The organism is Sphingopyxis sp. (assembly GCF_035998905.1).
Classification (GTDB): Bacteria; Pseudomonadota; Alphaproteobacteria; order Sphingomonadales; family Sphingomonadaceae; genus Sphingopyxis.
This window is the reverse complement of record NZ_DASYHG010000026.1, coordinates 18,855-41,982: the sequence shown is the minus strand read 5'-3', so window position 1 is coordinate 41,982 and position 23,128 is coordinate 18,855. Positions and strand designations below refer to the sequence as shown.

The following is a 23,128-nucleotide window of genomic DNA, read 5'->3' as shown; positions in this document are numbered from 1 at the left end:
ACTAACGAGGGCTACCCCGCTTTACAAATTCCCGTCGGTCATTAGCACTATCGGCTTGGATGACGTCATGTCACCGGTGGGGGCGGGCTAGCAGGGTGGAGCTGTCGACCGCATGGCTGGAATGGCTGGTGCTCGGGGCTGGCTACGAACTGATGCTGTTCGCGTCGGTCGGGATCCTGCTGATCGGGCTCGACGACCTGCTGTTCGACGCATTTTGGATGGCGACGCGCCGCCGCGGGATCGACCGCGTCGATACACCGCCGCTCGACGGCCGGTTCGCGGTCTTCATACCCGCGTGGGACGAAGCCGCGGTGCTGCCCGCGATGCTGCGCCGTACTCTCGGCGCATGGGACGGAGAGGATGTCCGCCTTTATGTCGGCTGCTATCCCAACGATGCCGCGACGCTCCTTGCCATATCGCCGCTGATTGCTCGCGACCGGCGGCTGCGGCTCGTCATCGGGGGCCGCGACGGGCCGACGACCAAGGGCGATAATCTCAACCGCTTGTGGGCGGCGCTGGGCGAGGACGAGCGCGCGGAGGGCATGCGCTTTGCCGCCGTGGTCCTCCACGATGCCGAAGATCATGTCCATCCCGGCGAGCTCGCCCTGTATCGCCGCCACCTTGGCGAAAATGCCATGGTGCAAATTCCGGTGGTGCCGCTCGTCGCGCGCGGCTCGCGCTGGGTCGGCGGGCACTATGGCGACGAGTTTGCCGAAGCGCATGGCAAGGAACTGGTCGTTCGCTCACGCCTCGGCATGCCGCTGCCGTCGGCGGGGGTCGGCTGCGCGCTGACGCGCACCGCGCTGGCGCTGCTGGCGATTGAGCGCGGCGGCGATCCCTTTCGCTGCGACAGCCTGACCGAGGATTATGAGGTCGGCATGGTGATCGGTGCCTATGGTCTTGGCGCGCGCTTCGTCGAAGCGACCGGGCCGGCGGGCGACCGGATCGTGTCGCGCGGCACCTTTCCCGGCTTGGTCGATGCCGCGGTGAAGCAGAAGGCGCGCTGGGTCGCGGGGATCGCGCTGGCGGGCTGGGATCATCTCGGCTGGCCGGGATCGCGGCAGGCCGGGGACAGGCTTTCTTCCGGTCGCGCATGGCTTGCGCGCTGGATGTTGTGGCGCGATCGCCGCGCGCCGCTCGCGGCGCTTGTCCTGCTCGCCGCTTATGCCGGGCTGATTGTCACCGCGATCGGTTGGGCGGGGCAGGAGCTGCTGAGTTGGACGGCAGCCCCGCTCGGCGACGGCATGCGGTTGCTATTGGCGTTCAACGCGATGCTGCTTGGCTGGCGCATGGCGATCCGCGCCCATTTTACGGCGCGCTGGTACGGCTGGCGCGAAGCGGCGCTGGCGCTGCCGCGCGCCTTCGTCGCCAATGTGATCGCGATGCTCGCCGCGCGGCGCGCGGTCGTGCTCTACTGGCGGATGCTGCGGTCGGGCGAGGTCGTCTGGGACAAGACCCCGCATGAGGACAATGAGGGCGCGCCCGGCGACGCGCTCGCACGGGTGGTGGTGCGATGATGGTGCGCCGCGCCGACGCGCGCCGCGATGCGCCGGCATTGCGCTTCCTGCTGCTGTGCGTCGGCGGCTGGATTGTCCTGCGGGTCATGATGCTGTGGAATCCCGCCCTGTCGTTGCCCCCCATGCGGCAACGGCGCCATGGATGCCGCCTTCCCCCTTTGCGGTCAGTACCGTTCCATACGACCGGCCCCCAATATCCGGGACGCGGGCGCCGGCAGTGACGGCGCGACCGGTTGCGATTTCGGTGCCGCCTTCCGCGATGGCCAGCGTACCCGCGCCGGTCGATGACGAAGCCGTCTTGAGGGGACTCGGGGCCGACCGTCACAGTCTTCGCCTCGCGCTGATGGCGCGGCTGTTGCCGCCGGCGCCCGGCGGCGCAACGCGTGCGGCCGTCGGAACCGGCAGCGCCTTCTTCCCCTTTTCCCCAGCGACGCGGGTGGAGCCGGGGCAGGGCAAACCCTTCTGGATCCGGCGACAGCTGTCGAGCTGGTCGCTCGGCAGTTGGCTCTATCTGCGCGACGGGTCGGGCAATGCGCCCGATGCGATCGGCGCGGCGAGCCAGCTTGGCGGAAGCCAGGCCGGGCTGCGCCTCGCCTATGGTTTTGGCGAGACGGGTCGGGCGCGCGCCTATGGCCGCGCAACGATCGCGGTCCAGCGGCCCGCGCAGCGCGAGATCGCGTTCGGCCTCGCCTTTGCGCCGCTAGCGCGCCTGCCGGTCGATGTCGCGATCGAACAGCGGGTCGCAGTCGGGAAGGAAGGACGCACGGCGTTGGCGGTCATGGCGAGCGGCGGGGTGTCCGCGGTCGCACTGCCCGCCGGCTTCCGGCTCGACGCTTATGCGCAGGCGGGGGTCGTCGGGACGCGGCGACGCGACGGGTTCGCCGACGGCGCAGTCGTCGTCGATCACCGTCTCGGACCAGACGAAACCACGCCGCTGCGGCTCGGCGCGCTGGCCGCGGGGGCGGTGCAGCCGGGCGCGGCGCGTGTCGATGTCGGTCCGCGGCTGACGTTGCGCGTTCCGCAAGTGGGCGAGGGCGGCCGCATCGCGCTCGACTGGCGCCAGCGGGTCGCGGGCGATGCGCGCCCCGAAAGCGGGCTTGCCCTGACCCTCGCCGCCGACTTCTGATCCAGCGTGAAATAAGGCGCGACAGCCGATTCCCCACCCCGGAAAAATGGTCTAGGGTCCTTGGAATCGGCGCGCATCCGGCGCCGCGGACGTTCGTCGGAGCCCATGGACCTTTACCTCCCAGTCGCCAATCTGTCGGTCAACGCGCTGGTCATCGTCCTGCTTGGCGGTGGGGTCGGTTTCCTGTCGGGGATGTTCGGCGTCGGCGGCGGGTTCCTGACCACGCCTTTGCTCATCTTCTACGGCATCCCGCCGACGGTCGCTGCGGCATCGGCGGCGACGCAGGTGACGGGCGCGAGCGTGTCGGGGGTGATGGCGCATCTCGAGCGCGGCGGTGTCGACCTGCGTATGGGCGGTGTGCTCGTCGCGGGCGGCTTGCTCGGTTCGCTGATCGGCGCGGGGCTGTTCGAACTGCTCACCGCATGGGGCCAGATCGATACGGTGATCAACATCCTCTACGTCGCGCTGCTCGGCATCGTCGGCACGTTCATGGGGCGCGAGGCGTGGGGAAGCTACCGCGCGGTGAAGGCCGGATTGCCCGCACCCGCGCGCAAGCGGCGCCACCATCCGATGGTCGCCAACCTGCCGATGCGCTGGCGCTTCTATCGTTCGGGCCTCTATATCTCGCCGCTCGCTCCGCTGCTGCTCGGCCTGGTCGGGGGTGTGCTGACGATGCTGCTCGGCGTCGGCGGCGGTTTCATCATGGTGCCCGCGATGCTCTACCTGCTCGGAATGGGTACGCAGGTCGTCGTCGGCACGTCGCTGTTCCAGATCCTGTTCGTGACGATCGCGACGACGATGGTTCACGCGCTGACCACGGGCGCGGTCGATATCGTGCTCGCGGGGCTGCTGCTGCTCGGCAGCGTGATCGGGGCACAAGTCGGCGCGCGTTTCGCGCAAAAGGTGAAGCCCGAATATCTGCGCATGGCGCTCGCCGCGATCGTGCTGCTCGTCGCGCTGCGCATGGGGGTCGACCTGTTCATCCGCCCCGAAGAAATCTACACGGTGCAATGACGCGCGGCATCGCCTTGATCCTTTGGGCGGCGGCGTTGTTCCTGCCCGCGGCAGCGCATGCGGCCGACCCGCGGCTGGTGCCCGACGTGTCGAGCCGCGCGATCGACATCCAGTACAGCTTTACCGGGGAGGAATTGCTGCTGTTCGGCGCGATCCTCTATCCCGGGCAGCGCCTGCCCGACGACCGCGCCGACATCGTCGTCGTGCTGAAGGGGCCGGTCCGGCCGATCATCCTGCGCGAAAAGCGGCGCGTGGCGGGCATCTGGGTCAATGCCAGCAGCATTCGCCTGCGCACGTCGCCCGGCTTCTACGCGATCGGATCGTCGCGGCCGATCGACAAGCTGGTCGATGAGCGGACGGCGGCGATTTTCGAGCTGGGCCTGGCCAATCTGTCGATGTCGCCGAGCGGGTTCTCGGAAGCGAAGAAGCTCGAACGTTTCGAGGCGGGCCTGACCGACCTCTACCGCCGCTCCGGCCTCTTCGTCGAAAACCCCTCCGCCGTCGAGATCACCGAAGGCGTGCTCTATCGCGCGCGCATTCCCGTTCCGGCGCGCGTTCCTGTCGGCACCTATCGCGCCGAAACCTATCTGATCAGCCGCGGGCGCGTCCTCGCGGTCGCCTCGCGCGATGTCCAGATCCGCAAGGCGGGCTTCGAACGCTTCGTTGCGCTCGCGGCGCAGCGCCACGGCTTTCTTTACGGCTTGTCCGCAGTGCTGCTTTCGCTCGTGCTTGGATATGGTGCTTCGGCGATCTTCCGTCGCCGCTAAAAGGAGCCGGGCAGCCTTAAGTTCACAGCCTATTTACCCTCGTCTGCGATACCGGTGTCCGGGACCATGATAGAGGCGGGGACGAATTAATGGACATGCAGGGCGGATTCAGCGCCGGGGATTCGACGGCGGCACAACATGTCCGGCTTGCCGGCGGCGGCGTCGCGGCACCGGTCGCGCCGGCGATCAACCATCATCGCGACGACCTGATGATCGGCGAAGTGATCGATATTTCGGGTTCTGCGTCGCGCATCCTGCTTGACGCGGCGACGATCGCAAAGCTGGCTACGTCCACCGACGCTGCGGTGGCGATGGCCGGCCAGGTCGGCGCGCAGGTCAAGGTTCGCGTCGGCAATGTCTGGCTGATCGGCAGCATCCGCGACCAGCAATTGCACGAACGCGGCGAAGGGTTGATCGTCGCGACGATCGACTTCCTCGGCGAAGGCGACGAGGAAAAGATCACCGGCCGCATCCATAATTTCCGGCGCGGCGTCACCCGCTACCCGATCCCGGGCAGCCAGGTCTTCGCCGCGACCAGCGCCGACCTGAAACAGATATATGCCGCCGACGAACGCGCGCATGTCGAAGTCGGCACCGTCTATCCGACCAAGGATATTCGCGGATCGCTCTACATCGATGCGATGCTGGGCAAGCATTTCGCGCTGCTCGGATCGACCGGTACGGGCAAATCGACGAGCGCCGCGCTGATCCTGCACAAGATTTGCGAGATGGCACCGCAGGGCCACATCCTGATGATCGACCCGCACGGCGAATATTCGGCGGCGTTCAAGGGGATTGGCGCGCTGTTCGACGTCGACAATCTCGCGATGCCCTATTGGCTGATGAATTTCGAAGAACATTGCGAAGTGTTCGTGACGAGCGAAGGCCGCGACCGGCAGAGCGACTGCGACGTGCTCGCCAAATGCCTCCTCCAGGCACGCCAGAAGAGCCGGCTTGCCGAAGGCATGACCAAGCTCACGGTCGATTCGCCGATTCCCTATCTCCTGTCGGACCTGCTCAGCATCCTGACCAACGAGATGGGCAAGCTCGACAAGGCGACGTCGAGCGCGCCGTTCATGCGCATCAAGGGCAAGATCGAGGAAATGCGCGCCGACCCGCGTTATAATTTCATGTTCTCGGGCATGCTCGTCGCCGACACGATGGCGAACTTCATCGGCAAGATTTTCCGCCTGCCATCTGACGGACGGCCGATCTCGATCATCGACGTGTCGGGTGTCCCTTCGGACATCACCAGCGTCGTCGTCGCGGTGCTGTCGCGCCTGACCTTCGACTATGCGATCTGGTCGCGCGGCGAACCGCAGCGTCCGATCCTGCTCGTCTGCGAGGAAGCGCACCGTTACATCCCCGCCAAGGACATCGGGCAGGGGCAGGCCGTCCGCAAGGTGCTGGAGCGGATCGCGAAGGAAGGCCGTAAATATGGCGTCTCGCTCGGTTTGATCACCCAGCGCCCGTCGGATCTGGCCGAAGGCGTGCTATCGCAGTGCGGCACGATCATTTCGATGCGCCTCAACAACGAGCGCGACCAGCATTTCGTGAAGGCGGCGATGCCGGAAGGCGCGCGCGGTTTCATCGATTCGATCCCCGCGCTGCGCAACCGCGAGTGCATCGTCTGCGGCGAAGGCGTGTCGATCCCGATCCGCGTCTATCTCGACACGCTCGAAGAGGAAAAGCGGCCGGCGTCCAGCGACCCGCTCTTCTCCAAACTGTGGCGCGAAACCGGCGGCGAGGCCGAAATCCTCGAGCGCGTCGTCAAGCGCTGGCGCAGCCAAGGGCGCTGATTTTCTCCGCCTGACGGGGAGCGGGCCGGTGTCGCGTCTGGCGTTGGCCAGACAGAACATCAGCTTTTCGGCGGTTCCCACAATTCGATCGGATTGCCTTCGGGATCATGCACCCGCGCAAAGCGGCCGACCGCGGGATCGTCCCACTCATCCTTGGTGATCACCTCGTCCCCCGCGTCGTGGAACGGGGCGAGCACCGCGTCGAGATCGTCGACACGCAGGTTCAGCATATGCTGTTTGTCGGCGGCGAAATAATCGGTGTCGCCCTTGAATGCGCTGAACACCACCGGACCGGCGGTGACGTTCCACACCCATTCGTTGACCGGTCCGGTATCGTCGGCATTGCAGCCGGCGCCGATACCCAGCCGTTCGCGATACCATGCGTTGAGCGCGTCGGGGTCGCGCGCCCGGAAAAACAGTCCGCCGATGCCTTTGACATGTCCCATGGAGAGCTCCCGTCGTGAGGGTGGCAGCCTAGGCCGAAAGCGTCAGCGTTTCCACTCTCCGCTGCCGCGGAACTCTTCGCGAACCTGACCCGACTGGTTGAGCCGCGGATCAGCATAGGTCGGCGCGGCGGGGGCCGTAACGGGCGGCGGGGCCACGGGGGCCACGGGGGCCGCGGGCGCCATCGCGCCCGGCAGCGGCGCGGCGGCGACATCGGGCAAGGGCGCGGCGGGACCCGTCAGCATCGGAGCGGGGCCGGCACCGGGAGCGAGCCCCTGGCCCTTCAGGATCGCCAGTTGCTGCGCGAGCGGCAGATAGGGACCCGGAACGGGTTCGCGGCCGAGATAGGGCGCGCGGAATGCGTCGGGCATTCCCCAGCGCCCGCGCCAACGGTGGAAGATATGTGCGCCGACGATGTTGGTCATCACAAGGCTCTTGCCCCAGCGCGGCCAGATCGCCTGCGTGTGATAATGGGTCGCGAGGCCCACTTTCGGGAAGACGTAACCGCCTAGCGCGGCCGATGCGATGCGGCTCGCGCGCAGCCAGTTCGGCTTGCTTGGGCTCCGCGCCATCGCGCCGTCGCAACTGAAGGTAAACTGGCACACGCCCGCGCGCTGCGATCCCTGGAAGACGACGCCGCACACGGTATTCGGAAAGCTCGGGTGGCGGACGCGGTTAATCACCGTCTGCGCGACGCCGCGCATCCCGTCATCGGTTTCGGATGCGGCCTCATAATAGATGGCGGCGGTCAGGCAATAATGCGCACGCTCGCGGTCGAGCGCGGTCACACCGCGGAAAACATAGGGTTTCGCGGGCGGCCCGACAAAGGCTTCCTCGCGCAGCAGCGCTGGGTCGGCGGGGGGCAAGGCGGCGGCATCGCCATAGCCGACGCTGTCGGGATTGGGCAATGTCGGGTCGATCTTCAGCGCCGCCTCATAATCCTCGGCATTCATGATCGCCCAGCGCGCGGGGTCATAGGCCCTGAAATTGAGCGGCACCGAGACGCTGTATGGGCCGAACACCGCGGGCGGCCGCAATTGCCCGCTCGACAAGAGCAGTGCGAAGCAAGCCACCACGACGACCGCAATGATCGCCGCCCAAAAGGTGCGCCCCGGCCCAGCCGGTTTTTCCGGCACCGGGTCGCGCCAGCTCGGGCGGGCGCTCAGGTTCAGTTCGGGCTTCATGCGTATGTCAAATTCCGTCGCGTCCGCCGCGCGCGATTCGCGCGGAGGGCATCGCGGCTCATCCTATACGCTGAAACGCCAACAAAATGTTTCACCATCTATGCGATCGCCCGCGGCGGGCGGCGTTAGCCGTTTGTTGAGGGGGTCATGCCAGACTGGCGCCATGACTGGTCCCGCTATCCCGTCCTATCGGCGCAGCGCGCGGAGCGACTGGCGAATGTGGTTGCTGCTCACCGTCGGCCTGATCTTTTTCGGGACGGCATCGACGATCGATCCCGCCGAAAATTGCAGCGAAGATGGCCGCGAATGCGCCCCATGGCTCGTGCCGCTCGCGGGAGGATTCGGTGCGCTCATCGCGCTCGGCGCCGGGCTCAACATGCTTGCCAATCCGAACCGCGGCAGTCTGCTCGACCCGGAGACTGGCGATCTCGTCTGGTGGCAGGGGCGCATCGGGGACGCGGGCGGCGACGAGGGGCGCATCCACCCCTCGCGCATCGGCAGGCTGCGCATCGTCCGGCAGGACGAAAGCGACGACGCGGTGCATCTCTATGACCTTGAGGGCAATCGGCTGTTCTGGTTCAGCGAAGAGGTGATCCCCTGGCCCTATGATCGCTGGGCCGAACGGCTGGCGGCGCACTGGCCGCACATCGAAATCGAACGGATCGACGAGGGGTAGTCTGTCGAAGCGCGCTGACCCGCAGCATATGTTCAGCGTATTTCGACGGTCAGATGCTCGATTTCGTGCACTGGCGCGACGCGCTGGCAGATGGTTTCGCGGGTCGTGCCGACCACGCTGATGATCGCCGAATGCGCCCCCGGACCGACGCGCCAGACGTGAAGGTCGGTGATCGTGGCGTCGCCCGGTCCTTCGACCAGCGCACGGATCTCGGACTCGATCGCGGCGTCGGTCGCATCGAGCAGCACCGCGCCGGTATCGCGCATCAGCGAAACGGCCCAGACCGCGATGACGATCGACCCGACGATCCCCATCAGCGGGTCGAGCCACACCCAGCCGAGGTAGCGTCCGCCGAGCAAAGCGGCGATTGCAAGCACCGAGGTCAGCGCGTCGGCGACGACATGCAGATAGGCCGAGCGGAGATTGTTATCGCGCTCATGGTGATGGTCATGCGCGTGCGTCTCGCCGTGGCCATGATCATGCGCGTGGTCGTGACCATGCCCGAGCAGCAGCGCGCTGACGATGTTCACGCCGAGCCCGATCACCGCGATGATCGTTGCTTCGGTGAAGGCGACGGGGCGCGGGTCGAGCAGGCGCGTTACCGATTCGAATGCGATGCCCAGCGCGACGATGCCGAGCACCAGTGCCGAGGCGAAGCCGGCGAGGTCGCCGACCTTGCCGGTGCCGAAGCTGTAGCGGCGGCCATAGGCGTGGCGTTTCGCATAGGCATAGGCGATCGCTGCAATGCCGAGCGCGCCGGCGTGCGTCGCCATATGAAAGCCGTCGGCGAGCAGCGCCATCGAGTTGAACGCGAGCCCCGCTGCAATCTCGCCGACCATCATCACCGCGGTCAGCGCGACGACCCACAATGTGCGACGGGCATTCTCGTCGTGCCGCTTGCCGAGGAAGACATGATCGTGGGTCAGCGCGTCGATTTCGCTGTCGAGCGACATGGATGGTCCCCTATTTCGTATAGCGGCGGATGACTGCGAGCAGCTCGTCGCCGCCCTGCGCGCGGTCGGCATCCGACAGCCCGGGTGCAACGAGGTGCGATTGGAGATGATCGGCGACGAGTTCGTCCATCAGTCCGGCGATCGCCCCGCGCACGCCAGCGACCTGATGCAATATCGTCGCGCAACCCGCCTCGTCGGCGATGGCGCGCTCGATTGCGGCGACTTGCCCCGCGATGCGGCGGGTCCGGGCCAGCAATTGATCCTTGTTGGTGCGAGTGTGCGACATAGGATACCCCCCTATCCTATATTGCAAGGTCGCGCAACGGTGCTGAAAGGCAAAGTTTCTTCCCTCGCGCGGCGGCCATGCTAAGTATCGCGGCACGGGCCGTGCGGACGCCCGTCCAGACGGCTTGCTGTCCAAGTTCCGCTCCAATATGCCGCATTTGCGGCAAGGAGCGCGCTTGCCATGACGAATATCGAAGCTTCCCCGCCGCCGCTTTCTCTCCTTCAGCTCTTTCTGCGCTTTCTCCGCTTCGGCTTCTTCGCTTTCGGCGGCCCGGTCGCGCAGATCGCGATGGTGAAGCAGGCGCTGGTCGAGGAAGAGCGCTGGATCAGTCCCGAGCGCTTCAACCGGCTGCTCGCGGTGATGCAGATATTGCCCGGGCCGGAGGCGCACGAGCTGTGCGTCCACCTCGGCATGGTCGCGCGCGGGCGGATCGGCGGGCTGTTCGCGGGGCTGGGGTTCATGCTGCCGGGCTTTGTGCTGATGCTCGGCGCGGCGCGGCTCTACAAGGACTGGATCGTCGGCAATCCGGCGATGGCGCCTGTCTTCCTCGGCGTGCAGATCGCGGTGCTTGCGATCATCCTGCGCGCGGCGCAGCGGATCGGGGCGCATATACTCGAGGACGAATTGCTCTGGCTGCTCGCCGCAGCGGCGCTCGGCGCGACGCTGGCCGGGGTGCCGTTCTGGATTCCGCTGATTGCGGCGGGATTGATCTATAGCTTTGCCGCGCGGCCCGTCGTGGCGGCCGCGGTGTTCGTCGCGGCGGCACTGCTGGCGTTTGTCGTTTCGGACGCGGCTCCGGCGCTCGCGATTACCGTTTCCGCGAGCGAGGCGGGTGTCGTCGCGCTGTTCATCGCCGGATTGAAAGGCGGGCTGCTGACCTTTGGCGGTGCCTATACGGCGATCCCTTATGTGCGCACCGATACGGTGGGGCGCGGCTGGCTGTCCGATGCGAGCTTCCTCGACGGGGTCGCGCTCGCGGGGATGCTGCCCGCACCGCTCGTGATCTTCGCGACCTTTGCCGGCTATGTCGCGGGGGGCTTTCCGGGGGCGGTCGCGATCACTGCGGGCATGTTCCTGCCCGCCTTTGCCTTTTCGATGATCTTTTTCGAGCGGCTCGAGGCGGTGGTCGAGAATCCGGCGCTGCACCGCCTGCTCGGCGGCGTCGCCGCGGCGGTGGTCGGGGTGATCGCGGCGACCTTGCTCCAGCTCGGCTGGGCGACGACACTGCGCGTGTCGAACGTCGCCGGCGGTGTTGCCATCTTCGTCGCGGCCATCGCGGCGGTGATGTTGATCAAGGGAAAATGGGCTGCGCTGCTGCTGGTGATCGGCGCGGGCATCGCGGGATGGCTCTTGCATCCCTGAGCCCGCATTCCCCCTTGCCGACTCACGCGCCAAAGCCTATATGCGCCCTACTTCTTGACATGGTTAGCCAGTTGGGACGTCGGGGCCGCGGGCCGCGGCGGCTATACCCACATGCTTTCCGGTCATCCGAATTGGGAATTTTCATTGGCCGATCTCGACGTCCTGAATGCGATCATCGCGCCCGAAGCCGAGGCGATGGGCCTTGCGCTCGTGCGCGTCGCCTTTTTTGGCGGTGAGAGCGACCCGACGCTGCAGGTGATGGCCGAGCGCCCCGACACGCGCCAGCTGACGATCGACGATTGCGCCGACCTGTCGCGCCGCATCTCGGAGCGTCTGGACGCGCTCGAGGAAGCGGGCAAGGACCCGATCGACATCGCCTACCGGCTTGAAGTGTCGTCGCCGGGCATCGACCGGCCGCTGACGCGCCGCGCCGACTTCGCCGACTGGGCGGGACACGAGGCGAAGATCGCGCTCAAGGAAAAGCGCGACGGGCGCCAGCGCTTCAACGGCGAGCTGATCGGCATCGACGGCGATACCGTCACGATTTCGGATAAGGAAGGGGTGGAACACAAGCTGCCGTTCGACGCGATCGACACGGCGAAGCTCGTTCTCACCGACAAATTGATTGCCGCAACCGTCCCGCTCTCGATCGAGGGCGCCGACGAAATGGAAGAAGAAGGACAGGACTGATGGCCACTGCCATTTCCGCCAACAAGGCCGAGCTGCTCGCGATTGCCAACAGCGTCGCCAGCGAGAAGATGATCGACAAGGGCATCGTCATCGAGGCCATCGAGGAAGCGATCCAGCGCGCCGCGCGCGCGCGTTACGGCGCCGAAAACGACATTCGTGCGAAGCTCGATCCGCAGACCGGCGACCTTCGCCTGTGGCGCGTCGTCGAGGTCGTCGAGGCGGTCGAGGATTATTTCAAGCAGGTCGACCTTGCCGCCGGCCAGAAGCTGCAGAAGGACGCCAAGATCGGCGACTTCATCGTCGATCCGCTGCCCGCGGTCGACCTTGGCCGCATCGACGCCCAGTCGGCGAAGCAGGTCATTTTCCAGAAGGTCCGCGAAGCCGATCGCGAGCGCCAGTATCATGAATTCAAGGACCGTGCGGGCGAGATCATCACCGGCGTCGTCAAGTCGGTCGAATTCGGCCACATCGTCGTCAACCTCGGCCGCGCCGAAGGCGTCATCCGCCGCGACCAGCAGATCCCGCGCGAACTGATGCGCGTCGGCGACCGCGTCCGCGCGCTGATTCTGTCGGTGCGCAGCGAAACGCGCGGGCCGCAGATTTTCCTGAGCCGCGCGCACCCCGACTTCATGAAGAAGCTGTTCGCGCAGGAAGTGCCCGAAATCTACGACGGCATCATCGAGATCAAGGCCGCCGCCCGCGATCCGGGTTCGCGCGCGAAGATCGGCGTGATCAGCTATGATGGCTCGATCGACCCCGTCGGCGCTTGCGTCGGCATGAAGGGCAGCCGCGTGCAGGCGGTCGTCCAGGAAATGCAGGGCGAAAAGATCGACATCATCCCCTGGTCCGAAGACACCGCGACCTTCGTCGTCAACGCGCTCCAGCCCGCGACGGTGCAGCGCGTCGTCATCGACGAGGATGACAGCCGCATCGAAGTCGTCGTTCCCGACGACCAGCTGTCGCTCGCTATCGGCCGCCGCGGCCAGAATGTCCGTCTCGCCAGCCAGCTCACCGGCAGCCAGATCGACATCATGACCGAGGCCGACGCGAGCGAGAAGCGCCAGCGCGAATTCGTCGAACGCTCGACGATGTTCCAGGAAGAGCTCGACGTCGACGAAACGCTCGCACAGCTGCTCGTCGCCGAAGGCTTTGGCGAACTCGAAGAAGTCGCCTATGTCGGCATCGACGAACTCGCGAGCATCGAAGGCTTCGACGAGGAACTCGCGCAGGAACTGCAGAGCCGCGCTGCCGAAGGCCTCGAACGCCGCGAAGAAGCGTCGCGTCAGGAACGCCGCGCGCTCGGCGTCGAAGACGCGCTGGCCGACATCCCGCACCTGACCGAAGCAATGCTCGTCGTGCTTGGCAAGGCCGGGATCAAGACGCTCGACGACCTCGCCGATCTCGCCACCGACGAACTGATCGCGAAGAAGCGCACCGACAATCGCCGCGGCCCGCCGCGCAGCGAGCGCGCCGAGGACAAGGGCGGCGTGCTTGGCGAATATGGCCTGAGCGAAGAACAGGGCAACGAGATCATCATGGCGGCGCGCGCGCACTGGTTCGACGACGAACCGGAAGCCGACGCACCGCAAGCCGGGGAGGCCGCCGATGCGGACCCCGCGCAATGATCAGCTGACCGAAACCGACCGCGCAAAGGGGCGCGGCCAGCATGTGCCCGAGCGGCGCTGCGTTATCACCGGCGAAGTTTCGCCGGCGGAGCAGCTCGTGCGCCTCGCGCTCGGCCCCGACGGCACGATTGCGCCCGACGTCCATGGCAAGGCGCCGGGGCGCGGCGCGTGGATCGGCGTCGATCGCGCGACGCTCGAAGCCGCACAGGCGAAGGGCAAGCTGAAAGGCGGCCTGGCGCGCGCGCTTCAGGACGGCAATTTCACCATCCCCGACGACCTCGGCGCGCGCATCGAGGCACAGCTCCAGCGCGCGACGCTCGACCGGCTCGGGCTGGAATCGCGGTCGGGCACCCTGCTCAGCGGCAATGAAAAGATCGAAACCGCGGCACGAAAGGGGCAGGTTCGCCTGCTCCTCCATGCCAGTGACGCGGGCGAGGACGGGCGCAAGAAACTGGCGCAGGCGTGGCGCGTTGGCGAAGACGACGAGGGGTCGGGCCGCGAGGGCCTGGTCTTGCCGGTGGACCGCGGCACCCTATCTATGGCATTGGGGCGCGAGAATGCTGTGCATCTGGCGTTGACCGACGCCCGCGCCGCGGACCGGGTGCTGGCACATTTGAGCCGCTGGCAGTTTTTCACAGGATGGAGTAGGGACGCGGCCAACCGCGATTCCGACCCGCATGCCGCGTCAGTCTCTGGCGAGGAAAAAATTGGGGCGTTGCCGACCAGCGACGCCGCTTCGGACGCGTTTTGAAGGAATGATGGTTTTCGATGAGTGACGAACAGGACAAACCGACCCTTAGCCGCAAGCCCCTCGGGCTGAAGCGGACGGTCGAGGCCGGGCAGGTGCAGCAGCAATTCAGCCACGGGCGCCGTAATACGGTGGTGGTCGAGGTGAAGCGCCGCCGCGTGCTGGGCCGTCCGGGCGAAGCCGCCCCGGCACCCGAGGTCGAAGAGGTCGAGGCCGCTCCGGCGCCCGCACCGGCTCCCGCTCCGGCACCCGCGCCCGCTCCGAAGCCGGCAGCGCCGCGTGCAAGCGAGAACGACAGCCTGATGACGCGTCAGGAACGCCAGGCGCAGCTGCTGCGCGAGGCCGAGGAAGCGCGCATGAACGCGCTCGAGGAAAATCGCCGCCGCGACGAAGCCGCGCGCGCGCGCGCCGCCGAGGAAGAAAAGGCGCGTGCCGAAGCGCGCGTCGAGCAGGCTGCCGCCAAGGCCGCCGCTCCGGCGCCCGCTGCGCCCGTTGCTGCCGAACCCGCCGCCGAAGCCCCCGCTGCGGCTGCCGAGCCGCAGGGCGAGGCCGCTGCTGCGCCCGCGGCGCGACCCGCGACCACCAGCGCTGCCCCCGCGCCGCGCCGCTTCACGCCCGTCGAGGCGCCGAAGCGCCCCGAACCCAAGCGGCCCGAGCCGAAGGCGACCCGTGGCGGCGACAGCCGCCGCCAGTCGGGCAAGCTGACCGTCACGCGCGCGCTGAACGACGATGAAGGCGCGCGCGCGCGCAGCCTCGCGGCGCTGAAGCGCGCCCGCGAAAAGGAAAAGCGCTCGCACATGACGTCGTCGGGTCCGCGCGAGAAGCAGGTCCGCGAAGTCGTCGTGCCCGAAAGCATCACGGTGCAGGAACTCGCGAACCGCATGGCCGAAAAGGGCAGCGACCTCGTGAAGGCGCTGTTCAAGATGGGCATGCCCGTCACGATCAACCAGGCGATCGACCAGGATACGGCCGAACTGCTCGTCACCGAGTTCGGACACGAGATCAAGCGCGTCAGCGAAGGCGATATCGATATCCGTCATGACGAGGATGTCGACGATGCCGCGCAGCTCAAGCCGCGCGCACCGGTCGTTACGATCATGGGTCACGTCGACCATGGCAAGACCAGCCTGCTCGACGCGCTCCGCGGCGCGAATGTGCAGGCGGGCGAGGCCGGCGGCATCACGCAGCATATCGGCGCCTATCAGATCAAGACGCCCGATGGCTCGCTCGTCACCTTCCTCGATACGCCGGGCCACGAAGCCTTTACCGAGATGCGCCAGCGCGGTGCGAACGTCACCGACATCGTGATCCTCGTGGTCGCGGCCGACGACGGGCTGAAGCCGCAGTCGATCGAGGCGATCAACCATGCGAAGGCGGCCGGCGTGCCGATCATCGTCGCGATCAACAAGGTCGACAAGGAAGGCGCCAATCCGCAGCGCGTCCGCGAACGCTTGCTCGAACATGAGCTGGTGGTCGAGGAAATGGGCGGCGACGTCCAGAATGTCGAAGTGTCGGCGCTCAAGAAGACCGGTCTCGACAAATTGCTCGACGCGATCGCGCTCCAGGCCGAGATCATGGAATTGAAGGCGAACCCCGATCGCGCTGCCGAAGGCACGGTGATCGAGGCGAAGCTCGACAAGGGCCGCGGGCCCGTCGCGACGATCCTCGTCCGCCGCGGGACGCTGAAGGTCGGCGACATCTTCGTCTGCGGTGCCGAAAGCGGCCGCGTCCGCGCGCTCGTCGACGACCATGGCAAGCAGATCAAGCAGGCGACGCCGTCGATGCCGGTCGAAGTCCTCGGCCTCGGCGGGGTGCCGATGGCGGGCGACACGCTGACCGTCGTCGAGAATGAGGCGCGTGCCCGCGAAGTGGCGGCCTATCGCCAGGAACAGGCGACGCGCAAGCGTACCGAACAGGCGCCGGTCAGCCTCGAAGGCATGTTCTCGGCGCTCGCCGACAAGGCGAATGTCATCGAATATCCGGTCATCGTCAAAGGCGATGTGCAGGGCAGCGTCGAGGCGATCGTCAATGCGCTGAACAAGCTGTCGACCGACGAGATCCGCGTCCGCGTGCTGCTCTCGGGCGCCGGTGCGATCACCGAAAGCGACGTGACGCGCGCGGCCTCGACCGGCGCGCCGATCATCGGCTTCAACGTCCGTCCGAACGCGAAGGCACGCGAGATCGCAGCGCGCGAAAAAGTGCGCTTCATGTATTATGACGTCATCTATCACCTCACCGCCGACGTGGCGAAGGAGATGGCGGGCGAACTGGGTCCGGAGCGCATCGAAAATGTCGTCGGCCGCGCCGAGGTCAAGGATGTCTTCCCCGCCGGCAAGCGCGACAAGGCTGCGGGCCTGCTCGTGCTCGAAGGTGTCATCCGCAAGGGGCTCCACGCGCGTCTCACCCGCGACGACGTCATCATCTCGGCCACGACCATCTCGTCGCTCCGCCGTTTCAAGGACGACGTCGCCGAAGTGCGCGCGGGCCTCGAATGCGGTGTCGTGCTGGCGGATACGAACGACATCAAGGCGGGCGACCACCTCGAAGTCTTCGAAGTCGAACTGCGCGAACGGACGCTGTAACCAGCGTCCGCTCCGCAGAGCGGTGGAGGCACCGGCATGGCTCGCTATGTGGCGCTATTCGGCAGCATCAACGTCGGCGGCAACCGGCTGACGATGGCCGATCTGCGCGCGGCGTTCGAGGCCGAGGGGTTCAGCCGTGTCGAAACCGTCGTGGCGAGCGGCAATGTGCTGTTCGACCATGACGCGCGGCCGACGCGCGGGCTCGAAGAGAAATTGTCGATGATGGTCGAGGACCGCTTCGACATGACGAGCGCGGCGCTGGTGCGCAGCCGCGACGAACTCGCCGCGGCGATCGCCGACAATCCGTTCGCGGGTACGAACGAGGACAGGATCGTCCATACGATGTTCCTCGACGGGCAACCGACCGCCGAACAGTTCGACGCGCTGGCGACCGACCACCGGGTGCGGCCGAACGAGCGGCTCGCGCTCGGCGACCGGGCGCTCTATATCGATTTCGGCGACGGCGCGGCCGACAGTAAGCTGCACGCGCGGTTGATCGAACGGCGGCTGGGGCACAAGGGCACTGCGCGCAACATGCGCTCGATCGCGCGGATCATCGCGAAACTGGACGAAGAGGCAAAGGGTTAGGCGATGAAGACCGAAAAGGACCGGAAAAAGGATGGCGGCCCGTCGGTCCGCGTGCTTCGCGTCGGCGAACAGGTGCGCCACCTCCTCTCCGAAATCCTCGCGCGCGGCGACGTTCATGACGACGTGCTCGCGACGCATCCCGTGAGCATCACCGAAGTGCGCATGTCGCCCGACCTGCGCCATGCGACGGTGTTCGTGAAATCCTTGCTCGGCAAGGACGAGGAAGCGGTGCTCAAGGCGCTGCGCACCAACACCGCCTATCTGCAAAAGACTGTCGCGTCGAAGGTGCGGATGAAATATGCCGCGAAGCTCAAATTCCTGTCGGACGAAAGCTTCGACGAGGCGAGCCATATCGAAAAACTGCTGCGCGACCCGAAGGTGGCGCGCGATTTGGAGGACAGGGACGCCGAATGACCGCAATCCCTGCGCCGCAATCTATCGAAATTGGCGGCGAGATTTTGTGGGAATTGCTGTTGGTCGGACCGGGGCCTCGTCCAACGCGAGAGACCGGTAAGCTGAGCGAGATTCTCGATCGGGGTCTATGGGCGCGTTCGCAGGGTACGGATTCCGACGGCGATTGGGATGAAGTCGAGCCGGCTTCCGCGTGGCGATACTGGTATCAAGCCACACGCCCCGAGCCTGACCAGCGCTTCATTGTCGAGGCGATTGGCGAGGCGCCGCTGATCTTTTCGATAAATTCCACCAGCTCCGAACTGACCGCGATCGTCGCTCGTTTTTTCCACGATCATTGTGGCGGAACGCTGATAGCCGACGCGGAGCGATCGACGCGACTAAGAGCTATTTCCCCTTCGGCGCCTTGATCCCTGCGGCCTGCTCCAGCTCGACCAGTGCTTCCTCCAGATAGTCGATCATCCTTTGCGCGTGCGGCACGCTTCGCCGGCACGCGGTGATGCCGAAGTCGATATTCTTGAAATTCGACACCTGCGTGATGTTCATCGCCATGCCGTCGACCGGGATGCTCGCGGGATACATTCCGTCGAGGCGCGCGCCGTTCCAGTACATCTGTTCGCGCGGGCCGGGGACGTTCGAAATCGTCACCGAATAAGCGGGGAATTTGTCGGCCGTGCGCGTCAGCGCGGTGAGCATCATCGGGAGGCTGGTGATCGCGGTATAGAGCTGGATCTGCGCCGCGGTCATCGCGCGGAGCTGCGCCTTCGCCGAATTCATCGATTCCTGGATCATCGCCATGCGCGTCGCGGGATCGTCGATATGCGTCGCGAGATTCGCGGTGACCGACGCGACCGAATTGCCCGAATCGATATCGTCCTTCGGCCGGATCGACACCGGCGCCATGGCTTTCAATGGCTTGTCGGGCAGCTCGTTGAGCGATTGCAGATATTTGCGCATCGCCCCCGCGCACATCCCGAGCACCGCGTCGTTGATCGTCCCGTCATAGGCCTTACCCATCGCGCGGACGCGCTCCAGCGACCAGCTTTGCGCGACGAAGCGGCGCGCGCCGGTGATATTGCGATTGAAGCTGGTCCGCGGCACGCCGGAGAAAGGAGTGACGAGCCCGTCGCCGCCGATGCCGAACATCGCCGCGAGATACTGGTTCATCGCCTTGGTCACGCCGACGCTGTTGCCCCATTGCTCCTTCAGGAAGTCGCCGATCGCCTTGATGTCGGTCAGGCTGGGGCGCGTCGGTTTCTTTGGCTGCGGAAAGAGGCGCTTGTAGGCTTCATAGGCTTCGACCGAGAGCGGCGATGCGGTGCGGCGTTCCTTCGGGTCCGCCGACAGCATCGAATTGTAGAAATGGATGCTCGCCGCCCCGTCCATCAGCGCGTGATGCACCTTTTTGAAGGTCGCGATCTGGCGGTTCGGCAGGCCCGATATCAGCGTGATTTCCCACAAGGGCCGCGTCCGGTCGAGCAGCCCCGAATGAAGCCGCGACGCGAGTTCGAACATTTCGCGATAGCGTCCCGGTTTCGGCAGCGCGGCGGCGCGGACGTGATAGTGCATGTCCATGTCGCGGTCGGGTTCGAGCCGGATCGGGCCATATTGGCCGAGGGGCGTTAGCTTCAGCACTTCGCTGAACGGCCGCCGAAGGCCCTCGGACTGGCGAAGCAGCGCGAGCTGGTCGTTCAGCCAGTCGGTCTCGTCGACCCCGTCGGGCAAGGTATAGAGGTTGATGCCCCCGATGTGCATCGGCATCTCGCGGCTTTCCCCCCACAGGAACATCGCGTCGGTCACCGGCATCAACCGCATGGCAGCTCTCCCCACTGTTTATGCTGCATCTTTTGCGCGCAGCATGACAGCGGACACGGGCGAGTCAAGCGGGCGGGGCGGCGGCTTTCGGTCCCGGACACGCCGGCTGCCTCCAAAAGGCAATCGTGATCGTAACGGGACCCCGGCGTTCGACGTGGTGCGGGACGAGCGGCGGGACGAGAATGACCTCTCCCACCTGCAGTTCGCATCCGCCGCCCGCTTCATCGTCCCAGCAGAAACCGATCGCCCCCGCTTCGACGGTCAGAAGCCCCCACGCGCCGGCTTTCAGATTGTGCGTTTTCAGCAGGCCGGCGGGGATGTGCCCGGCGTCGAAGGGGCCGATCGTTCGATAGGGATGGGCATCGCTTGGAAGGGGCGGGCCGCGGTCGGCCCGGACGATCCGTCCAGGCAGCGGATCAATCGGGGGCCGGGACATGCGGCAGCTCGACTTTCCTCGACAAGGCCTGATCACGGTCGCGATGGACCCAGATGCCCGTGAGCAGGCTTTCGGCGATCATCCGCGCCTTGGCGCCGATGTGGCGCGCAGCTTCGGGCGACGGCGCGATGTCGTTCAAGGTGGCGTAGAACAGCGCGAGCCAGTGTTGGAAATCGGCTTGATCGAGCCCCGGGATGGCGAGATGTTTGACCATCGGATTGCCCGAGAAGTTGGCGGCGCTAAGCAGGATCGACTGCCAGAAGCGGTTCATCTGGCCGAGGTGGCGGGGCCAATCATCGATCCGCGGCTCGAAGATCGGGCCAAGCACCGCGTCGGCGCGAACCGCCGCGTAGAAATGATCGACCATCGCGGCGATGAACGCCTCGTCGATCCCCATGGCGCGCGCGTCGTCGCGGCGGCGCTCGCGCGCGGCAAGGCTGTGGGGATGGGCGCGGGAAGGGGGGCTGGCCATGGCAAGGACTCGATAAGTGGTATCTGAAATACCATTTATTCGCGGTTGATAAAAAATCAATATTCAATATACCTATTTTATGCGGCTCAGCCTTCACAGCGATTACGCCCTGCGCATCCTGATGGCCCTCGGCGCCACCGGCGAACTGATGTCGGTCGACCAGATCGCCGGGCATTATGGCGTGTCGCGCAACCATCTGGCGAAGGTCGCGCAGCGGTTGCAGGCGCTCGATTATGTCGCGACCCAGCGCGGGCGTGGCGGCGGGATGCGGCTGGCGCACGACCCGGCCGCGATCAACGTCGGAACGGTGGTGCGCCAGTTCGAAAATCTCGACACGCTGGTCGAATGCATGGACCCCGCGACCTCGACCTGCCCCGTGCGCGGGGGGTGCGGGTTGCAGGGGGTGCTCGGCGGCGCGTTGGCCGCCTTCCTCCGCCACCTCGACGACTATACGCTTGCCGACCTGCTGCCGCAGCCCGCCCGGTTTCGCGTGCTGCTGGGCGCGGCCTAATCGCCCGTTGCATGGCGCCGCGAAGGCGGTAACAGCAGCATCATGGCCAAGCTCTATTTCTACTATGCCAGCATGAACGCCGGCAAATCGACGACGCTGCTGCAGGCGGACTTCAACTATCGCGAGCGCGGCATGGAAACGATGCTGTGGACCGCCGCGCTCGACGACCGTTACGGCGTCGGTCAGGTCACGAGCCGCATCGGGCTGATGGCCGAAGCGCATAAGTTCGATCCCGACAGCGACATGTTCGCCGCGGTGACCGCCGAGCACCGGGAGCGCCCGCTCGCATGCGTGCTCGTCGACGAAGCACAGTTCCTGACGCGCGCGCAGGTGCTGGGCCTCGCGCGGCTCGCCGACGAGGTCGGCATCCCGGTGCTCTGCTATGGCCTGCGCACGGATTTTTCGGCCGAGCTGTTTCCCGGGTCGGCGGCGCTGCTCGGCATCGCCGACGCGCTCGTCGAACTGAAGGCGGTGTGCGAATGCGGGCGCAAGGCGACGATGAACCTGCGCGTCGACGAACAGGGACGCGCGGTGGTCGAGGGCGCGCAGACCGAAATCGGCGGCAACGACCGCTATGTCGCGATGTGCCGCCGCCACTTCATGGCGAAACGGCGCGAAGCCGCGGAAGCTCTCGCCAATGCTTGATCGTCTCTATGTCGACCTTACCGACGGCGACCTCAAGCTCGTCAAGCTGACCGAAGCGCACCGCGAGGCGCTGCGCGTCGCCTGCGCCGCCGACGCCGATGTCTGGACGATCTATTCGTCGAGCTTCGGCCCCGGTCATTTCGACAAGAGCTTCGACACGCTGATCGGCGGCGCGGGCCGGATGCCATACGCGATCCTCGACGGCGACAGGCTCGTCGGCATGACCGCCTGGCTGCGCCCCGACTGGTCGGCGCAGACGGTCGAGATCGGCAACAGCTTCATCCACCCCGATGCGCGCGGGACGGGGTTCAACGGCCGCGTCAAGCGCCTGATGCTCGACCATGCCTTTGCGGCCGGGATCCGGCGCATCGAATTTCGCATCGACGAACGCAACAAGCGGAGCCAAGCCGCCGTCGCCAAGCTCGGCGGTACGAAGGAAGGCGTGCTGCGCTCCGAACGCATCACCTGGACCGGCTATGTCCGCGATACCGGCCTCTGGTCGCTGCTCGCCGATGAATGGGCGTCAGCATAGATATGGACGCCGTCCAGATCCTGCTGAACATTGCGGTGATCGTTGCAAATGGCCTGGTCATTCTTGCGATCGGGTGGTTCATCGACCGCAGGCACAGTGCGTTCTGGGAATCGAGCGATGGCATTATCCGGGCGACAATTGTCGCGTCGATTTCCGCAACGGGCCTGTGGTTTCTGGGGCTCCTCTTTTTTGGCGACGGAATCAATCTGTTCGGGACCGCGCTGATGGGCGGCACTGGCGGCGCGATTGCCATGCTGGGTGCGATCATCCTGTATCGCCGGCGGAGGTCGCGACCGGCCCATCGCCGGACCGACGCGCTGCGCGATACCTTTTCCTGAAAAGCCGGACGGGTCTGCCGTCCCAGATCTGACCAGCGGGCGTTCGTCGATGAACCCCGACTGACCCCTGGGTCAGCACCGGTTCAGGATCGGTCTGCTAGGGCGCGCGCCATATGCCGGGTGGGACGATAGAAAGACTCGACATGAAACAGAAACTCGCACTCTCCTTGGCCGCCATGCTGCTTCCCCTTTCTGCGGCGGCGGCCACCGAGCCCGCAAAGGAACCGCGCGAACTCGGCGTCGAGTCGAGCATCGTGTTCCCGAGCGACAGCACCATCCGCAACTGGCAGGCCGACCGCGACCGCGGCATCTGGATCGAAGGGCGCCGCGGCGAATGGTATTATGGAACCTTCGCCGGCATCTGCCGCGACATCGATTTCGCGCAAGCGATCGGCGTCGAAACGCGCGGCGCCGGGCGGCTCGACAAATTCGCCTCGATCGTCGTGCGCGGCGAGCGCTGCCTGCTGTCGTCCTTCGTGACGTCGGCACCGCCGCCGACGAAGGCGGAGCGCAAGGCGGCGCGCGAAGCCGAAAAGGCGGCGCAAAATTGACAGCCGCCGACCCGCGACGTCTCGTCTGCCGCATTTTACGAAGCATCAGGTTTTAC

26 protein-coding genes are annotated in these 23,128 nt (G+C 66.2%); 19 read left to right on the top strand and 7 right to left on the bottom strand.

What is annotated here, in order from left to right; genetic code table 11:
- Window positions 1-95: 95 nt before the first annotated feature.
- The 5 genes from VGN62_RS16085 to VGN62_RS16065 all read left to right on the top strand — a co-directional run bounded on the left by VGN62_RS16085 (window position 96) and on the right by VGN62_RS16065 (window position 6,223).
- Window positions 96-1,517 (top strand): glycosyl transferase family protein, encoded by a 1,422-nt coding sequence (locus tag VGN62_RS16085; protein WP_327455705.1) that lies wholly within the window; start codon window positions 96-98, stop codon window positions 1,515-1,517.
- Window positions 1,518-1,734: 217 nt separating this feature from the next.
- Window positions 1,735-2,643: a hypothetical protein gene (locus VGN62_RS16080; RefSeq protein ID WP_327455703.1), complete on the top strand. Its 909-nt coding sequence runs from the start codon at window positions 1,735-1,737 to the stop codon at window positions 2,641-2,643.
- A 105-nt stretch (window positions 2,644-2,748) separates the two neighbouring features.
- Window positions 2,749-3,657, top strand: coding sequence for a sulfite exporter TauE/SafE family protein (locus VGN62_RS16075; RefSeq protein WP_327455701.1), 909 nt, complete (start codon window positions 2,749-2,751; stop codon window positions 3,655-3,657).
- Window positions 3,654-4,424: a TIGR02186 family protein gene (locus tag VGN62_RS16070; RefSeq protein ID WP_327455699.1), complete on the top strand. Its 771-nt coding sequence runs from the start codon at window positions 3,654-3,656 to the stop codon at window positions 4,422-4,424. The genes VGN62_RS16075 and VGN62_RS16070 overlap by 4 nt, the downstream gene beginning before the upstream one ends.
- 89 nt (window positions 4,425-4,513) lie before the next feature.
- Complete coding sequence (locus VGN62_RS16065; RefSeq protein ID WP_414713291.1) at window positions 4,514-6,223, top strand: ATP-binding protein; 1,710 nt, start codon at window positions 4,514-4,516, stop codon at window positions 6,221-6,223.
- A 59-nt stretch (window positions 6,224-6,282) separates the two neighbouring features.
- Here VGN62_RS16065 and VGN62_RS16060 read toward each other — a convergent pair whose 3' ends face one another.
- Both VGN62_RS16060 and VGN62_RS16055 read right to left on the bottom strand, forming a co-directional pair.
- Window positions 6,283-6,669: a VOC family protein gene (locus VGN62_RS16060; RefSeq protein ID WP_327455697.1), complete on the bottom strand. Its 387-nt coding sequence runs from the start codon at window positions 6,667-6,669 to the stop codon at window positions 6,283-6,285.
- A 42-nt stretch (window positions 6,670-6,711) separates the two neighbouring features.
- A complete protein-coding gene (locus VGN62_RS16055) occupies window positions 6,712-7,851 on the bottom strand; it encodes a cell wall hydrolase (RefSeq protein WP_327455695.1) in 1,140 nt (379 codons plus the stop codon).
- Window positions 7,852-8,014: 163 nt separating this feature from the next.
- Here VGN62_RS16055 and VGN62_RS16050 point away from each other — a divergent pair, with 163 nt between their 5' ends.
- Window positions 8,015-8,527: a hypothetical protein gene (locus VGN62_RS16050; RefSeq protein WP_327455693.1), complete on the top strand. Its 513-nt coding sequence runs from the start codon at window positions 8,015-8,017 to the stop codon at window positions 8,525-8,527.
- 32 nt (window positions 8,528-8,559) lie between these two features.
- On the opposite strand, the gene dmeF is transcribed toward VGN62_RS16050, so the two are convergent.
- Complete coding sequence (dmeF, locus tag VGN62_RS16045) at window positions 8,560-9,480, bottom strand: CDF family Co(II)/Ni(II) efflux transporter DmeF (RefSeq protein ID WP_327455691.1); 921 nt, start codon at window positions 9,478-9,480, stop codon at window positions 8,560-8,562.
- Between the two features lie 10 nt (window positions 9,481-9,490).
- The gene (locus VGN62_RS16040) at window positions 9,491-9,766 is read right to left on the bottom strand and encodes a metal/formaldehyde-sensitive transcriptional repressor (RefSeq protein WP_327455689.1); all 276 of its coding nucleotides are present in this window, start codon (window positions 9,764-9,766) and stop codon (window positions 9,491-9,493) included.
- Window positions 9,767-9,946: 180 nt separating this feature from the next.
- Here VGN62_RS16040 and chrA point away from each other — a divergent pair, with 180 nt between their 5' ends.
- The 8 genes from chrA to VGN62_RS16000 all read left to right on the top strand — a co-directional run bounded on the left by chrA (window position 9,947) and on the right by VGN62_RS16000 (window position 18,182).
- Window positions 9,947-11,128 (top strand): chromate efflux transporter, encoded by a 1,182-nt coding sequence (gene chrA, locus VGN62_RS16035; protein WP_327455687.1) that lies wholly within the window; start codon window positions 9,947-9,949, stop codon window positions 11,126-11,128.
- Window positions 11,129-11,272: 144 nt separating this feature from the next.
- Complete coding sequence (rimP, locus tag VGN62_RS16030; protein WP_327455685.1) at window positions 11,273-11,818, top strand: ribosome maturation protein RimP; 546 nt, start codon at window positions 11,273-11,275, stop codon at window positions 11,816-11,818.
- Window positions 11,818-13,443 carry a transcription termination factor NusA gene (gene nusA / locus VGN62_RS16025; RefSeq protein ID WP_327455683.1) on the top strand — a complete coding sequence of 542 codons (1,626 nt, stop codon included), beginning with the start codon at window positions 11,818-11,820 and terminating at the stop codon, window positions 13,441-13,443. The genes rimP and nusA overlap by 1 nt, the downstream gene beginning before the upstream one ends.
- Entirely contained in the window at window positions 13,424-14,194 is a 771-nt protein-coding gene (locus tag VGN62_RS16020) for a DUF448 domain-containing protein (protein ID WP_327455681.1), read from the top strand. Before nusA ends, VGN62_RS16020 begins: the two co-directional genes overlap by 20 nt.
- Before the next feature lie 17 nt (window positions 14,195-14,211).
- A complete protein-coding gene (gene infB, locus VGN62_RS16015) occupies window positions 14,212-16,773 on the top strand; it encodes a translation initiation factor IF-2 (RefSeq protein WP_327455679.1) in 2,562 nt (853 codons plus the stop codon).
- Between the two features lie 36 nt (window positions 16,774-16,809).
- A complete protein-coding gene (locus VGN62_RS16010) occupies window positions 16,810-17,361 on the top strand; it encodes a DUF1697 domain-containing protein (protein WP_327455677.1) in 552 nt (183 codons plus the stop codon).
- Between the two features lie 3 nt (window positions 17,362-17,364).
- Window positions 17,365-17,775 (top strand): 30S ribosome-binding factor RbfA, encoded by a 411-nt coding sequence (gene rbfA / locus VGN62_RS16005; RefSeq protein WP_327455675.1) that lies wholly within the window; start codon window positions 17,365-17,367, stop codon window positions 17,773-17,775.
- Window positions 17,772-18,182, top strand: a complete 411-nt coding sequence (locus VGN62_RS16000; RefSeq protein ID WP_327455673.1) for a hypothetical protein — start codon at window positions 17,772-17,774, stop codon at window positions 18,180-18,182. The genes rbfA and VGN62_RS16000 overlap by 4 nt, the downstream gene beginning before the upstream one ends.
- Here the strand turns inward: VGN62_RS16000 and VGN62_RS15995 are convergent.
- The 3 genes from VGN62_RS15995 to VGN62_RS15985 all read right to left on the bottom strand — a co-directional run bounded on the left by VGN62_RS15995 (window position 18,160) and on the right by VGN62_RS15985 (window position 20,495).
- Window positions 18,160-19,587 carry a wax ester/triacylglycerol synthase family O-acyltransferase gene (locus VGN62_RS15995; protein ID WP_327455671.1) on the bottom strand — a complete coding sequence of 476 codons (1,428 nt, stop codon included), beginning with the start codon at window positions 19,585-19,587 and terminating at the stop codon, window positions 18,160-18,162. The genes VGN62_RS16000 and VGN62_RS15995 overlap by 23 nt on opposite strands.
- A 64-nt stretch (window positions 19,588-19,651) precedes the next feature.
- Window positions 19,652-20,023, bottom strand: coding sequence for a DUF1971 domain-containing protein (locus VGN62_RS15990; protein WP_327455669.1), 372 nt, complete (start codon window positions 20,021-20,023; stop codon window positions 19,652-19,654).
- Complete coding sequence (locus VGN62_RS15985) at window positions 20,004-20,495, bottom strand: group III truncated hemoglobin (RefSeq protein ID WP_327455667.1); 492 nt, start codon at window positions 20,493-20,495, stop codon at window positions 20,004-20,006. Before VGN62_RS15985 ends, VGN62_RS15990 begins: the two co-directional genes overlap by 20 nt.
- A 79-nt stretch (window positions 20,496-20,574) precedes the next feature.
- On the opposite strand from VGN62_RS15985, the gene VGN62_RS15980 reads away from it, so the two are divergent.
- From VGN62_RS15980 to VGN62_RS15960, 5 genes are all read left to right on the top strand, one after another.
- On the top strand, window positions 20,575-21,006 hold the full coding sequence (locus VGN62_RS15980) for an Rrf2 family transcriptional regulator (RefSeq protein WP_327455665.1): 432 nt from the start codon (window positions 20,575-20,577) through the stop codon (window positions 21,004-21,006).
- Window positions 21,007-21,048: 42 nt separating this feature from the next.
- Window positions 21,049-21,651: a thymidine kinase gene (locus VGN62_RS15975; RefSeq protein WP_327455663.1), complete on the top strand. Its 603-nt coding sequence runs from the start codon at window positions 21,049-21,051 to the stop codon at window positions 21,649-21,651.
- A complete protein-coding gene (locus VGN62_RS15970; RefSeq protein ID WP_327455662.1) occupies window positions 21,644-22,183 on the top strand; it encodes a GNAT family protein in 540 nt (179 codons plus the stop codon). Before VGN62_RS15975 ends, VGN62_RS15970 begins: the two co-directional genes overlap by 8 nt.
- A 2-nt stretch (window positions 22,184-22,185) precedes the next feature.
- Window positions 22,186-22,521, top strand: coding sequence for a hypothetical protein (locus VGN62_RS15965; protein WP_327455660.1), 336 nt, complete (start codon window positions 22,186-22,188; stop codon window positions 22,519-22,521).
- 143 nt (window positions 22,522-22,664) lie between these two features.
- Window positions 22,665-23,072, top strand: coding sequence for a DUF6491 family protein (locus VGN62_RS15960; protein ID WP_327455658.1), 408 nt, complete (start codon window positions 22,665-22,667; stop codon window positions 23,070-23,072).
- Window positions 23,073-23,128: the final 56 nt, after the last annotated feature.

Excerpts from the sequence above, each read along its gene's own strand:
- VGN62_RS15975 (WP_327455663.1), top strand. The coding sequence starts at position 21,049 with ATGGCCAAGCTCTATTTCTACTATGCCAGCATGAACGCCGGCAAATCG.
- VGN62_RS16020 (WP_327455681.1), top strand. The coding sequence starts at position 13,424 with ATGCGGACCCCGCGCAATGATCAGCTGACCGAAACCGACCGCGCAAAG.
- VGN62_RS16070 (WP_327455699.1), top strand. The coding sequence starts at position 3,654 with ATGACGCGCGGCATCGCCTTGATCCTTTGGGCGGCGGCGTTGTTCCTG.
- rbfA (WP_327455675.1), top strand. The coding sequence starts at position 17,365 with ATGAAGACCGAAAAGGACCGGAAAAAGGATGGCGGCCCGTCGGTCCGC.
- VGN62_RS16050 (WP_327455693.1), top strand. The coding sequence starts at position 8,015 with ATGACTGGTCCCGCTATCCCGTCCTATCGGCGCAGCGCGCGGAGCGAC.
- infB (WP_327455679.1), top strand. The coding sequence starts at position 14,212 with ATGAGTGACGAACAGGACAAACCGACCCTTAGCCGCAAGCCCCTCGGG.
- VGN62_RS16065 (WP_414713291.1), top strand. The coding sequence starts at position 4,514 with ATGGACATGCAGGGCGGATTCAGCGCCGGGGATTCGACGGCGGCACAA.
- dmeF (WP_327455691.1), bottom strand. The coding sequence starts at position 9,480 with ATGTCGCTCGACAGCGAAATCGACGCGCTGACCCACGATCATGTCTTC.
- VGN62_RS16010 (WP_327455677.1), top strand. The coding sequence starts at position 16,810 with ATGGCTCGCTATGTGGCGCTATTCGGCAGCATCAACGTCGGCGGCAAC.
- VGN62_RS16000 (WP_327455673.1), top strand. The coding sequence starts at position 17,772 with ATGACCGCAATCCCTGCGCCGCAATCTATCGAAATTGGCGGCGAGATT.
- chrA (WP_327455687.1), top strand. The coding sequence starts at position 9,947 with ATGACGAATATCGAAGCTTCCCCGCCGCCGCTTTCTCTCCTTCAGCTC.
- VGN62_RS16060 (WP_327455697.1), bottom strand. The coding sequence starts at position 6,669 with ATGGGACATGTCAAAGGCATCGGCGGACTGTTTTTCCGGGCGCGCGAC.
- VGN62_RS15970 (WP_327455662.1), top strand. The coding sequence starts at position 21,644 with ATGCTTGATCGTCTCTATGTCGACCTTACCGACGGCGACCTCAAGCTC.
- VGN62_RS16040 (WP_327455689.1), bottom strand. The coding sequence starts at position 9,766 with ATGTCGCACACTCGCACCAACAAGGATCAATTGCTGGCCCGGACCCGC.
- VGN62_RS15990 (WP_327455669.1), bottom strand. The coding sequence starts at position 20,023 with ATGTCCCGGCCCCCGATTGATCCGCTGCCTGGACGGATCGTCCGGGCC.
- nusA (WP_327455683.1), top strand. The coding sequence starts at position 11,818 with ATGGCCACTGCCATTTCCGCCAACAAGGCCGAGCTGCTCGCGATTGCC.
- VGN62_RS16075 (WP_327455701.1), top strand. The coding sequence starts at position 2,749 with ATGGACCTTTACCTCCCAGTCGCCAATCTGTCGGTCAACGCGCTGGTC.
- VGN62_RS15995 (WP_327455671.1), bottom strand. The coding sequence starts at position 19,587 with ATGCGGTTGATGCCGGTGACCGACGCGATGTTCCTGTGGGGGGAAAGC.
- VGN62_RS16055 (WP_327455695.1), bottom strand. The coding sequence starts at position 7,851 with ATGAAGCCCGAACTGAACCTGAGCGCCCGCCCGAGCTGGCGCGACCCG.
- VGN62_RS15965 (WP_327455660.1), top strand. The coding sequence starts at position 22,186 with ATGGACGCCGTCCAGATCCTGCTGAACATTGCGGTGATCGTTGCAAAT.
- VGN62_RS15980 (WP_327455665.1), top strand. The coding sequence starts at position 20,575 with ATGCGGCTCAGCCTTCACAGCGATTACGCCCTGCGCATCCTGATGGCC.
- VGN62_RS15960 (WP_327455658.1), top strand. The coding sequence starts at position 22,665 with ATGAAACAGAAACTCGCACTCTCCTTGGCCGCCATGCTGCTTCCCCTT.
- VGN62_RS15985 (WP_327455667.1), bottom strand. The coding sequence starts at position 20,495 with ATGGCCAGCCCCCCTTCCCGCGCCCATCCCCACAGCCTTGCCGCGCGC.